Origin of the sequence: Flagellimonas chongwuensis (genome assembly GCF_013376415.1) — a bacterium.
In the GTDB taxonomy this organism is placed as follows: domain Bacteria; phylum Bacteroidota; class Bacteroidia; order Flavobacteriales; family Flavobacteriaceae; genus Flagellimonas; species Flagellimonas chongwuensis.
Genome location: NZ_WYET01000007.1, coordinates 264,682 through 278,435 on the forward strand (window position 1 = coordinate 264,682; position 13,754 = coordinate 278,435).

Below are 13,754 nucleotides of genomic sequence, written 5' to 3' on the forward strand. Positions count from 1 at the left end.
TTGAAGTCCACTTTTGTTTTATCATTTATGATAATCCAAGTTTGACTCTCGACAAGAAAAATTTACAAATAGCCATAGGGCAACGCATCAGGCAACTCAGAGAGGAACGCAATATTCCTCAACAAGATCTTGCTGCTGCCTGTGATTTTGAAAAGTCCAATATGGCACGGTTGGAAGCGGGCAAGACAAATCCAACACTTTATACGCTAAAGAAAATTGCCGATAATCTGAACTTACCTCTAGAAGCATTGGTCATTGACCTACTTTAGTTTCCGCTATTAATACTAATCTGAACAATTTTTCATTCGTTGATGTACCGCTAAATATTCAACTTTAGTGTACGTTCACGTTTAAGAACAAAATGAAAAGTTTTAAAGTTTTCCATGGTCCGCAAAACTGTAATATGCTTCCTTGGTAACAATCAAATGGTCCAACAGGAGCAAATCAACTTGTCTTGTCGCTTTTTTCAACTTATTGGTAATATCAACGTCTGCTTTACTGGGCTTTAAGTTGCCACTTGGATGATTGTGCACCACAATGATATGGGATGCTACACACTTCAATGCCACACTCAACAAAAGCTTCACGTCTACAAACGTTCCAGATATTCCACCTTTGGACAAGTCATAGATTCCCAAGAGTTGGTTGGAACGGTTCAATAGTATCACTTTCATTTCTTCCTGAAGTTCCAAAGTATCTTTGTTCCAATGCCCTAATACTAGTTCATAAATTTGTTGACTATTGTTAAGTCTCACTAAGCTGGACTTCCTAGGTTTATAGGAAATCATTATCTCTGCTAATTCCATAATTACATAAAAAAATTAAAGGCACTACCCTACGGCAATGCCTTTGTTTATTAGACAAGTTCATGTACTCCATTGGTACTAAAGGTACTTACATCGGCCTCTATGGCCTCTACAGGAGTCTTTGGTTCTCTTTTGGGTTCAGGAGCACCTTCTGGGAGATACACCCATCTGTGGGCCAAGGTAATTTCCTCGCCAGTCTCCTTGATAATGTACTGGTACGGCTCGCATTCTTCCTTGATGATCTTCCCCGGCATTTCTGTTCCTATCAATGCTTCACAGGTATTCTCGTCAAATGTGGAGGAAATAAACGCTCTCTTGGCAGTGGCATAATATCTGTTGGTAGTTTGGCTTAATACCATCTCTATGCCGCCTTGAAGTTCCAAGAGGAAGAAAGATTCTCCTTCTTCGTTCTCCCGTTCTCTGTAACCGATAATTCTAACCATTTCTTTTGATTTTTGAAGTTGAATATTCCCATTCTAGACCAAGCCACCTTGTACCAATAAAACAATCAGCTATCACCTTGATTTTATTTACCTGACAATAAAAAAGCTATTAATCTAAAGATGGGCGGGGTATTTCCCCAGCGAGCATTAGGTGGGGGTATTGCGAGGGGGTACTTTGCGCAAAAACAAAGGCGGTTAAAAAAATTTTTTATATTTTTTTTGCGTTTTATCGAATAATCTACCGTGCTTATACTAAAAATGTACTGTCACGTTGCTTTATATAGTATCGCCCAATCATATGGATTCCTTCAAAAAAATAAAAAATGACACCTTAGAATTTTTGATTCAACAAGGATTCCCAAAACCTTCGTTAATAAAAGTTATCAGTAAGGGGCGTTTCAATATTTTTCCGTGCATCGAAAACATATGTACAACCAAAAGGAAAAAGTTAGAAGAAGTTTCCATCGATGTTGATCGACTTCTAGCGGAACTCACTCCATTCAAGCTGCGATTGCAAGAATTAAATGTAGACCACAAAGACTATCCTCCAACAAAACAATCGAAAAAGAAAAAGCTTCTAAAGAAGGGACGTGAAGATTCAACGTATAAAAAAAGTATTGTCAGAATTCTTGAGAAAGAAGGATTGAACAAAAAGCAATTAAATGAGCTTTCCAAGATTAGAAAAAGTAAGGCTCTCAATGCTTACATTCTAAAAAATCTTCCAGAACAAGTCTTGCCATTGGCTAAAGCTGGCATTCTTATAACCCGCGAATCACCAAGAATCAAATCTTCGAACAAAGTTAGATACAGCAAAAACGAGCTTGTTCGGAAGAAGTATGGCAAGGGCCCAAGAAAAAAGAAAAACAAATCAAGTACCGAAGAAACTAACACTCCCAAAAAGTTCCACCCATATACAAAGATTATATATACCCCCATGGGAAATAAAAGGTAAATATGTAAGGACTTCGTTTGCTCTACCCGAATAAGATTTCTATTTTAACAGTTGATTTCCGTTGTATCCCCCTACAAGTTTTTCGGAACACCAACAATTGACTAATTAACAGATACATACTTATGTCATCCATTGAAAAGCTAGACCTATCCTCTCCGGATTTAGTGAATGAGAATTTTGAAAAACTGGCAGCACTCTTCCCCAACTGTGTAACCGAAGGAACCGATGGTAAGGCCATAGATTTTGACCTTTTAAAGCAAGAACTCAACCATGCCGTAGTTGAAGGCAACAAAGAACGGTATCGTTTGGAGTGGCCGGGTAAACGTGAGGCCATTGTGACTGCCAATCTACCACTCAATAAAACACTCCGCCCAATAAGAAAAAGCTCCTCTGATTTTGAAAATACCCAAAATCTATATCTAGAAGGCGACAATTTAGAAGTTTTAAAACTTTTACAAGAAAGTTATCTAGGTAAAATCAAGATGATATACATAGACCCTCCCTATAATACGGGAAACGATTTTGTGTACAAAGACAACTTTACTAAAGAACTACAAAAAGAACTCATTGATAGTGGACAAAAAGATGAATATAATCAGCGTCTAATAGCTAATCCAGAAACTTCAGGTCGTTATCACTCTGACTGGTTAAGTATGATGTATCCTCGTCTGAAGTTAGCGAGAAATTTATTAACAGACGATGGTGTAATTTTCATATCAATCGGTGAACAAGAGGTTCACAATTTAAGATCAATTTGTAACGAAATTTTTGGTGAAATCAACTTTATTGGTGGAGCTGGACGAATATCAAAGAAAGCAAACAATAAAGGAGATTATTGGGCTCCAAATTTTGACCATGTCTTAACTTACTGTAAAATACGTGAGTATTGCACTCCATTCTTTGGAGGAATTAATTATTCTGCGTATCAAGAAACAGATCAAAGCGGATCTCGTGCAGGTGAGAAATATCAATCAGTAAGACTTTACATGTCAAGTCTTGACCCTCGGCCTAATCAAAGATATTTTATCGAATGTCCAGATGGATCCTTTGTAATTCCTCCTGGAGATGTATTTCCAACAGAAAAAAAAGATGGAGCGTTCATAACTCCACAATCAAATAGAGATAAAGTCTGGAGATGGTCTTATACATCGTACTTGCAGAAAAAAGATGAAATAGTTGTAAAAAGAGTTAAATCTTCAAACCTTGTGGATCAAGATGGCAAGCCTGCAAAATGGAATGTTTTCACGAAAACTTATCTCAATGATGTAATAGCCAAATCATCCGCAACTCCCAATAACTTTATTGAAAATCATATTAATCAGAAAGCTTCACATGAACTTAAAAAAATTGACATCCCTTTCACTTTTGCAAAGCCGACATCATTAATAGAGTTTTTAGCTGAATGTTGTAGGTTGGATTCTGATGATATTCTTTTGGATTTCTTTTCTGGTTCTGGTTCTAGTGCCCATGCAATTCTTAATTTAAATGCGAAGGATAACGGAAAGAGAAAATACATTCAAGTCCAAATACCAATTGATACAGAAGAAAATAGTCTAGCAAGGAAAGAAGGGTATGAAAAAATTACCGATTTAGGGAAAGAAAGAATTCAAAGAGCTGCCAGTTCAATAAAAAAAGAAACAAATGCAGACATAGACTATGGTTTCCGAGTATATCATGTTGATAGCAGCAACATGCAAGATGTGTTCTATACTCCACAAGAGTACGACCAAGGGCAACTCGACTTGTTGGCAGACAATGTAAAACCGGACCGTACCTCAGATGATTTATTGGCCCAAGTAATGTTGGATTGGGGGCTGCCACTTTCACTAAAAATAGAACGTGCTACCATAGCTGGGAAAGAAGTATTCAAAGTTGAAGAAAATTCACTCTACGCTTGTTTTGATACCGGCATAGATGAAGCTTTTGCCAAGGTCATTGCAGCAGATGCCCCTTTGCGTATTGTTTTCAAGGACAATGGTTTTAAAGATGATACCGCAAAGACCAATGTAAAGCAACTCTTAAAACAGTTGAGCCCAGAAACGGAAATGAAGGTGATTTGATATGGATATAAAAGAATTACTTGATCAACTTAATCATTCGGATGAATGTAGTTATATAGAGGCCAAAAAAGGATCGGCTATTGATAGGTCCATAATGGAAACTGTCTGTGCCTTCAGTAATGAACCTGGTTTAGGAGGTGGATACATTTTATTAGGTGTAGAGGAAGAAACACAGTCTCTTTTCCCATCTTATATTAATTCTGGGGTATCAGACCCAGATAAACTCCAACTGGATTTAAGCAGCCAGTGTGCAAGTATGTTCAATACTGCGATACGTCCCCAGATAGATGTAGAAAATATTGGTGGAAAAAACATCATAAAAGTTTTTATTCCAGAAGCTGCTGAGGGAACTAAACCTATTTACTTCCAAAAGGATGGTTTACCAAGAGGTGCATATCGGAGAATCGGTAGTAGTGATCAACGTTGTACCGATGATGACCTTCTCATATTCTTCCAAAAAGAAGAAACCTTCGATAGTTCTATTGTTCATGATGCTTCTTGGGACGATATTAGTGAAGATAGTATAGCGCTGTATAGAAAACTACGTGAAAAGGTTAATCCATACGCAGAAGAGCTACAATACAATGATAAAGATTTGTTGTACAGTTTGGGATGTGCAAAAAAGATTGAAGGTAAATATTACCCAACCCATGCTGGGCTATTGCTCTTTGGCAGTCGAATAGCACATCGTCGATTACTGCCCATGGTTAGGGTAGATTATATTAGAGTGCCCGGGAATGAATGGGTGGAGGATCCGGATAACCGTTTTACCACTATTGATATGAGAGGATCATTGTTGGAAATGGTCCAACGGGTTTTTAGTCAAATTACAGATGACCTACCCAAAGGATTTCTATTACCAGAAGGGGAATTACAGGCAGAGAGTGTTGGCCTCCCTTCAAGAGTATTGCGTGAAGCAATCGTGAATGCGCTAATTCATAGAAGTTATAGGGAGCATCAACCTATACAAATTATACGGTACGGCAATAGGTTGGAAATCAAAAACCCTGGTTTTTCTCTTAAACCAGAGGATCATTTGGGCGAACCTGGTTCAAAAAACAGGAATCCAAACATTGCAGCTGTTTTTCATGAAACCAACTTGGCAGAAACGAAGGGTTCGGGCATCAACACCATGCGTAAACTCATGGAGAAAGCCAATCTTCTACCCCCAACTTTTGAAAGTGATCACAGTAGAAACACCTTCACAGCCCGTTTGTTATTACACCATTTCTTGGGAACTGATGATCTTGAATGGCTTAGTGGATTTGATTCTTATGGTTTGAGTGAAAATCAAAAGCGAGGTTTAATTTTAGTGAAAGAAATGGGAGCGGTGGATAATTCAACCTACCGACAGACCAACAATATTGACACTTTACGGGCAAGTGCAGAATTGAGGGATTTGAGTAAAAAGGAATTGCTTTCCCCAAAGGGTAAAGGAAGAGCTACCTATTATGTTCCTGGAAATAGACTTAATACACTACCACAGGCCCCAAGTACACCACTTCCAGAATTAAGTACACCACCTCCAGAATTAAGTACACCACCCCCAGGAATAACTACACCACCTCCAGGAATAACTAGACCACTCAAAGCCCGTGTACCACAAGAAATTCTAGAACGGATAAGCCAATTGGGAGCACGAGTTCATGATGAATCTTTAATAAAAGGAATTGTATCAGATATGTGTGCTGAATCATATTTTAAAGCAGCCGAAATTGCAGAATTGCTCGAAAAAAGAGAAGACTATATAAAAAGAAAGTATCTGAGTACAATGATTGATTCCGGTGAATTGAGGTATAAATTTCCCGATATGCTCAATCATCCTGAACAAGCTTACATATCAACTAAAAAAATCACTTCATGAAACTACAGTTTAAAGAACAGAGCTTTCAAGTAAATGCGGTTCATGCTGTAGTCGATAGTTTTGAGGGGCAACCCTTAAAGACCAACCGCTTCACATTGGAACGTAGTAAAGAGCTCATAAAGAAAGCCAAACAGGTCGCTACCGGTGCCCATACTATAGACTTTGAAATCGAAGAAGAAATTGGTTACCGAAATTCTTCCATTCAGCTTATGGAAAGTCAAATTCTGAAGAACATACAAGAAGTTCAACGAGGTAACGACTTACATGAAAGCACACAAATAGAACGTCCCAAAGGTGTTAAATTGGGGTACAACCTTACCATTGAAATGGAGACTGGTACAGGTAAAACGTATACCTACATTCGTACCATGTATGAACTTCACAAGAAATACGGATGGAGTAAGTTTATAGTAATTGTACCTAGCATTGCTATTCGTGAAGGAGCATATAAATCCTTTCAGGTAACCCAGGACCATTTCCAAGAACTCTATGGTCATAAAATTAATCCGTTCATCTACAATTCGGGCAGACCACAGGACATTGAAAACTTTGCTTCGGATAGTCGTATCAGTGTTATGATTATCAATACTCAAGCATTTAATGCCCGTGGAAAGGATGCCAGGCGTATTTACCAAGAGTTGGATCAGTTTGGTACAAGAAAACCTATTGAAATTATTGCCCAGACCAATCCAATATTGATTATAGATGAACCCCAATCCGTAGATGGAGCAAGGACTTTAGAGAGCATGCAGGACTTCAACCCACTTTTTACTCTGCGATATTCGGCCACACATAAAGTTGAGTATAACAAGGTATATCGGTTGGATGCCCTTGATGCTTATAATAAACGCTTAGTTAAGAAGATACAGGTTAAAGGTGTTAACCTAAAAGGTTCAACTGGTACCAATGGGTATCTTTACCTGGAAAGTATAAGTTTAAGTACCACAAAGCCACCCTATGCATACATCGAGCATGAAAAACGCACTTCATCTGGCACCATATCTAAAAAACGGGTAAAGGTATCTGAGGGTTATAACATCTACGAGCAATCGGGTAACATGCCAGCATATAAAAACCAAACCGTTACGGAAATAAACGGTTACCACAACAAGATAGTAGTCAATGGTCAGGACATCTATCCCGGTGATATACATAACGACAAGGACGAACATGCATTTCGGCGGGTACAGATTCGTGAATGTATTCTCTCGCATCTACAAAAAGAAAAACAACTTTTTGGACAAGGTATAAAAGTGCTTTCTCTGTTCTTTATAGATACAGTTGAAAAGTATCGTATATACAACGAAGAAGGAGAACAAGTTTTGGGTGAGTATGCACAAATATTTGAAGAAGAGTACAATAACATTAAGAATGAATTTTTAGACTTATTTGAACAAGAGTATAACGATTATCTGAAAGAAACCGACCCATCCAAAGTACACAAGGGTTATATGCCTACACACTACGGAGAATATTTGAAAAGAGATGATGTTTCCAATGTACACAATGGTTATTTTTCTATCGACAAAAAAGGAAAGGTTGTAGATCCAAAAGTCAAGAGAGGTAAAGAAGAATCAGAAGATGTCTCCGCTTATGACCTCATCATGAAGGATAAAGAAAGGCTTTTAAGTTTTGAGGAGCCTACCCGCTTTATCTTCTCGCATTCTGCATTGAAAGAGGGATGGGATAATCCAAATGTATTCCAAATTTGTGCATTGAAACATGCGGAAAGCGGCAGTCTTACAAGAAGAAGGCAAGAAGTAGGCCGTGGAATGCGACTGTGTGTTAATGACCATGGAATACGTCAAGATTTTGATTTAGTTGGTGAAAGGGTTCACGAAATAAACAAGTTGACGGTCATTGCTTCGGAAAGTTATGAGTCATTTGCGAAAGGGCTTCAAAAAGAAATTGCTGAAACACTTAAAGATAGACCGCAAAAAGCAGAAGTTGAATACTTTATAGGGAAAGTTGTAAAGAACGAACATGGTAGGGAACACAGACTAAATGAAGATGAATCCAAGAAGTTAAACAAGTTGCTTTACAAGAACGATATAGTGGATGAGGATGATAAGATTACGGCTAAAGGTAAAGAGCAAATAGAGAAAATGGATATACCCCTACCCGACAATCTAGAAGAGTATCGGGCAGACATTTGCAGACTTCTTGAATCAATATACTCTGGAGAAGAATTTAAACCAGAAGATGAGAGAGAAACCGTTGTATTAAATACAAACAAAAATTTCAAGAAAAAAGAGTTCCAGGAACTTTGGGAAAGGATAAACTTAAAGACAATATACGAGGTCCATTTTGATTCCAAACGACTCATTGAGGATTCTAGGGTCAAGATTGATGCTGACCTTTATATCGGTGATCGTGTCTACGAGGTCAAAACCGGGGAATTGGAAGACGGTACTGCTGAAGAAATGAAGGAAGGAAGCTTGGTCAGAGAGTCGAAGAGACAATATACTAAGCTCAAAAATGACCTTTACTCCAACACTCTATATGATATTGTTGGAGAAATTGAAGTACGAACCAATCTGACTCGACGAACTATTGTTGAAATACTAAAAAAGATAAAACAAGAGAAATTTCTACTCATTCGTAAAAATCCTGAAGAGTTCATTGGCAAATGCAGTAGACTAATCAATGATGTAAAAGCAAGTCTGATCATCAACAATATTGTTTACCACAAAACGGAAGAAAGACATGATGCCAAGACGGTATTCACAAATGACAAGTTCGCATTACGAAAATCTGAATTGCTCAGAAAGCATATATATGACTTTTTAACTTCTGATTCCAAAATTGAGGCAGACTTTGCTTCAGCTCTTGAAACAAGTACAGAAGTGATTGTATATGCTAAGCTTCCGAAAAGTTTTTATGTGTCCACCCCGGTTGCCAAGTATAGTCCGGATTGGGCCATTGTTTTTGACAAGGATAAGGTACGTCATATTTACTTTGTTACGGAAACCAAGGGTTCAGATTCAGACATGGATTTGCGAGAAATAGAAAAACTAAAAATCCATTGTGCTACAGAGCACTTCAAAGAGATAAGTGGTGCAGAAGTAAGATTTGAAAAAGTAAGTAGCTACGATAAGTTGATGGACATCGTACAATTGAAATAGATCAAATGAAAATTGCCCTACACGACGGTATTTGGTCTTTAGAGGAATTAACAATAAGTGTTTTGTCCATTGACTGCAAAGATGTATTCCAAATGAAGACCAATCGAAGTCTAGGGGAAATGTTGGAAAAAAGGGAATACAAGGCTCTGACCTTTGAATTACATGAAATGGATGACCAGCTCTCAAGACCAATTGGAACTGTGTTATCAGACCTCAAAAAGCAAAAAAACAATGTATACAAGATGTTTTTAAACAAGTATGGAGATTCTTCGTTTTGTAGTTATAAAGCAACCAGCCATCACTGGGATAAAGGCCTGTATTTCTATATTGTCGAAAATAAACCTGTTTATGTCGGAAGGTGTGCAAATACCAAATTTGGCCCCAGAATTAATGATTATGGTAAAATTACTGCCGCCAATGTTTATAAGACCGGACAATCAACCAACTGTAGAATAAATTCTAAAATCAATACGATTTTACGTGAAGAGGGTGAATTCAAAATTGGTCTATATATTATGAATCACTCTACCGTTGAAGAAATTAGTCAAAAGGAAAAGGAGGTTCTGAGTAACAACTTTTTTCCGTGGAACGTGCAAAAACGATAATGAAACTAATCGATAACGTAAACACTCTTTTAGGAGACGATTTAAAAGAAACGATAAAAAAGGGGAGCAAGCTAAGCATTGCGGCCTCTACATTTTCCATTTATGCTTTTGAAGCACTCAGGAAGGAACTCACTAAGATAGAAGAGCTTAAGTTCATATTTAGCTCTCCTACCTTCATAGAGGAAAAGTTCCAAAAGGAAAGCAGAAAATTCTATATTCCCCATATTATAAAAGAATCGGAGTTGTGTGGTGGTGAATTTGAACTTCGATTGATGAATCAACTCAACCAACGAGCTATCGCCAAAGAATGTTCAAAATGGGTAAAGCAGAAAGTAACCTTTAAGTCGAACAAGCACAGTAATGTACCTTTAAACGGGATGATTCATGTGCAGCAGGAAGATGGAGTTGCATCCTCCTATTCTAATGTTAGTAGCTTCACTACTTCTGATTTGGGCTATACATCAAAGAAAGGTTTTCCCACGTTGATTCAAAAGGTAGACTTCCCTGATAGTAAGGCATACTTAGAATGGTTCAACCAAGTCTGGAATAACAAGGAAGATTTAAAGGATGTAACCGAGAAAGTTCAAAGTTATTTCGAAAGTGCATTCAAAGAGAATAGTCCTGAATTCATCTACTTCATAACTTTATATAACATATTCAATGACTTCCTGGAAGAATTGTCTCTGGACAATATTCCCAATGAGCAGATTGGCTTCAAAGACACTGTAGTATGGAAGAAGCTCTATAACTTTCAACAAGATGCTGTCATAGGGGCTATCAATAAGTTGGAGAAATACAAAGGTTGCATCTTGGCAGACTCAGTTGGCCTCGGTAAAACCTTCTCCGCACTTGGAGTCATCAAATATTACGAAATGCGCAACAAGGATGTTTTGGTGTTGTGTCCAAAAAAATTGGAGGCCAACTGGAACACCTATCGCCATAATGACAAAAACAACATTTTAGCAGCAGACCGATTTAGATATGATGTGCTATTTCATACCGATTTAAGTAGAGAACGTGGAATTAGCAATGGCCGTGAATTGGCCAATGTAAATTGGGGCAATTATGGTTTGATTGTTATTGATGAATCACACAACTTCCGAAACAACAACACCGTAGTTGGTAAAGAAAATAGATACCAAGCCCTACTACGGAAAGTGGTTCAAGAGGGTATTGAAACTAAAGTGATGATGCTCTCAGCCACCCCAGTTAACAATAGATTCAATGATCTCAAAAATCAATTGGCACTAGCTTATGAGGGAGATCCTGACATCATTGATAGTAAGCTTGACACACAGAGTGGTGTTGACCAAATTTTCAGAAAAGCACAACAAGCTTTCAATATTTGGAGCAAGTTAGATGCTGGAAATCGAACGACAGAATCCTTATTGGATATGCTGGATTTTGACTTCTTTGAAATATTGGATTCGCTTACTATAGCTAGGTCAAGAAAACATATCACAACATACTACGATACAGCCGCCATCGGAAAATTTCCGAACCGCAACAAACCAGTTTCTATCCAAAGCCCTCTCACATCATCTGATGATGTGACCTATGTTGATATTGCAGAGAAACTTACGCTTTTAAACCTATCTATTTATACTCCTTTAAATTATATCCTTCCAAGTAAAGTTCAAGCATATGCAGACCTTTATGACAAGGAAGTACGTTCCGGTTCAGGTGGTAAGTTGTCACAAGTTGACCGAGAAAAAAGTCTTCGGATTCTGATGAGAATTAACCTTCTGAAACGTTTGGAAAGCTCTGTAGACTCGTTCAGGATCACATTGGAAGGTATTATCAACCAAATAGAAGATACCCTATCCACAATAGATAAGGGCACCTCAGATGAATATGAAGGCATACACAAAGTTCTAGATGACGAAAACTATGATTTTGAATCAAACTGGGCAGATGAGGAACAAGTCATCGGAAAGAAAATAAAAGTCCACATTGCTGATATAGATACTACTAGATGGCGTGAAGATTTAGGTGAAGATTTAGCAATACTCGACAATCTATGGGGCAGTATTGTTGATATTAGAGGAGAAAAAGATGTAAAACTTCAAAAGCTCATTGGCTTATTGAATCTGAAAGCTCAAACTCCTTTCAATCCAGGCAATAAGAAGGCCATCGTGTTTACTGCATTCGCGGATACTGCCAATTATCTCTACGAAAATATTCACAAATATCTCAAGTCTGCCTACGGCATTAATACAGCTTTAATTACCGGGTCCAGAAGAATTTCCACTACTAAAAATATTCCATCAGATCTGAACGCATTACTTACTTGTTTCTCTCCCATATCAAAAGATAAGGAGCAACTGTATCCGACAATATCTGATTCCATCGACTTGCTCATTGCTACTGATTGTATTTCAGAAGGGCAAAACCTTCAAGATTGTGATTACCTTATAAATTATGATATCCATTGGAATCCGGTCCGTATCATTCAACGATTTGGGAGGGTTGACAGAATTGGTTCAAAAAACGAAAGTATAACCATGGTTAATTTCTGGCCAGATGTAACATTGGACAACTACATCAACTTAAAACAGCGTGTTGAAAATAAAATGTTGATAAGCAACATGGCAAGTACGGGGGATGATAATATTCTTAACACGGAAGAAAAGGACTTGGAGTACAGGAAAATACAGTTGCAAAGATTACAGGAAGAAGTTATTGATTTGGAGGATTTAAGAGAAGGTGTGAGTATTACGGATTTAGGGCTCAATGATTTCAGAGTTGATTTATCCAATATGATAAAACAATATGGCGAACTCAAAAATATTCCAGAAGGACTACATGCTGTTGTAAAATCAACTGAACTACTGCAGAGCGGTGTAATATTTGTTTTGAAAAATGTGAACTCATCGGTAAATATCAACAAACTAAATAGGCTTCACCCATATTACCTAGTATACATTAAAATGAACGGCGACTTAATATTGAACCATGTAGAGTCAAAGAAAATTTTAGATGCTATGCGTATGTTGGCCAAAGATCGTACAGAACCTATTGAGGATGTATGTAAAGAATTGGCAGAAGAAACGGACGACTACCACCAAATGGATGAATATTCGTCACTGCTAAAGCAAGGAATAAGTACCATACTTAAAAAAGAAGAAGAGAAGGAAGTACTAAGTCTTTTTAAGTCCGGAGGTACAACTGCATTGAAAGAAAAAATAAAAGGCATCGAAGATTTTAAATTGGTATCCTTTCTAATTATTCGGTAATGAATTATTTCAACCTTCCTTCTCGTACTGTAGTGAACCGGGTTGTTCCTAAAAACGCATTTGATAGCTATATCAACACCAAACAAAAAAAACTCTTCACCGACCGCATACAGCGGATTACATGGACACATAAATTATCCACGGAAACAATTAACCTTGGTTTTAATGAAATACAAGAAATACAACTGTTCAGGGTAGAACTAAAGATGAAGTCTGACGTTTCAACACTTTTGGAAATCATCAATAAATCGATACCCTATAATATTGTTTTTTGGGTAGAATACAAGAAAGAATTTTACATATCAACTGCTTCCAAACACCCCCATCCCACCAATGATGATATTGCAGTCATTGATTGGACTTTTTCTTCAGACTGGGAGTCAATTGAAAACAACCCATTTAAATTGAACTTAAGTGAAAGTTTAGATGTGGTATTCAAGGATTTGTGCGTTCAACTTACGGATAATCCTGACCTTCATGATACAGGCTTAACCAACATTGTTGTTAATCAACAAGAAATTCATCGACTGAAAAATGAGATAAAAAAACTATCAGCTTCTGTGGCCAAATCCAAACAGTTTAATCGCAAGGTTGAATTGAATAAAAAGCTGAACCTTAAAAAAAAGGAGTTACATAAGTTGATGTCAAATGATGAAGGATAGA

The 13,754-nt window shown here is 37.5% G+C and carries 10 protein-coding genes; 8 read left to right on the forward strand and 2 right to left on the reverse strand.

Features of this window, described 5'->3' with window-relative positions; genetic code table 11:
• Positions 1–41 precede the first annotated feature (41 nt).
• Positions 42–269, forward strand: coding sequence for a helix-turn-helix domain-containing protein (locus tag GUA46_RS16850; protein ID WP_127139956.1), 228 nt, complete (start codon positions 42–44; stop codon positions 267–269).
• Between the two features lie 102 nt (positions 270–371).
• Here the strand turns inward: GUA46_RS16850 and GUA46_RS13920 are convergent, their stop codons facing one another.
• Complete coding sequence (locus GUA46_RS13920) at positions 372–806, reverse strand: JAB domain-containing protein (protein WP_176620992.1); 435 nt, start codon at positions 804–806, stop codon at positions 372–374.
• A 50-nt stretch (positions 807–856) separates the two neighbouring features.
• Positions 857–1,249: a hypothetical protein gene (locus GUA46_RS13925; RefSeq protein ID WP_176620993.1), complete on the reverse strand. Its 393-nt coding sequence runs from the start codon at positions 1,247–1,249 to the stop codon at positions 857–859.
• A 298-nt stretch (positions 1,250–1,547) separates the two neighbouring features.
• On the opposite strand from GUA46_RS13925, the gene GUA46_RS13930 reads away from it, so the two are divergent.
• From GUA46_RS13930 to GUA46_RS13960, 7 genes are all read left to right on the forward strand, one after another.
• Positions 1,548–2,201 carry a hypothetical protein gene (locus tag GUA46_RS13930; protein WP_176620994.1) on the forward strand — a complete coding sequence of 218 codons (654 nt, stop codon included), beginning with the start codon at positions 1,548–1,550 and terminating at the stop codon, positions 2,199–2,201.
• 122 nt (positions 2,202–2,323) lie between these two features.
• A complete protein-coding gene (locus tag GUA46_RS13935) occupies positions 2,324–4,261 on the forward strand; it encodes a site-specific DNA-methyltransferase (RefSeq protein ID WP_176620995.1) in 1,938 nt (645 codons plus the stop codon).
• Position 4,262: 1 nt separating this feature from the next.
• Positions 4,263–6,125 (forward strand): ATP-binding protein, encoded by a 1,863-nt coding sequence (locus GUA46_RS13940; protein ID WP_176620996.1) that lies wholly within the window; start codon positions 4,263–4,265, stop codon positions 6,123–6,125.
• On the forward strand, positions 6,122–9,250 hold the full coding sequence (locus tag GUA46_RS13945) for a type III restriction-modification system endonuclease (RefSeq protein WP_176620997.1): 3,129 nt from the start codon (positions 6,122–6,124) through the stop codon (positions 9,248–9,250). The genes GUA46_RS13940 and GUA46_RS13945 overlap by 4 nt, the downstream gene beginning before the upstream one ends.
• A 5-nt stretch (positions 9,251–9,255) precedes the next feature.
• Complete coding sequence (locus GUA46_RS13950; RefSeq protein WP_176620998.1) at positions 9,256–9,855, forward strand: GIY-YIG nuclease family protein; 600 nt, start codon at positions 9,256–9,258, stop codon at positions 9,853–9,855.
• A complete protein-coding gene (locus tag GUA46_RS13955; protein WP_176620999.1) occupies positions 9,855–13,091 on the forward strand; it encodes a helicase-related protein in 3,237 nt (1,078 codons plus the stop codon). The genes GUA46_RS13950 and GUA46_RS13955 overlap by 1 nt, the downstream gene beginning before the upstream one ends.
• Positions 13,091–13,753, forward strand: coding sequence for a DUF4391 domain-containing protein (locus tag GUA46_RS13960; RefSeq protein WP_176621000.1), 663 nt, complete (start codon positions 13,091–13,093; stop codon positions 13,751–13,753). Before GUA46_RS13955 ends, GUA46_RS13960 begins: the two co-directional genes overlap by 1 nt.
• Position 13,754 lies beyond the last annotated feature (1 nt).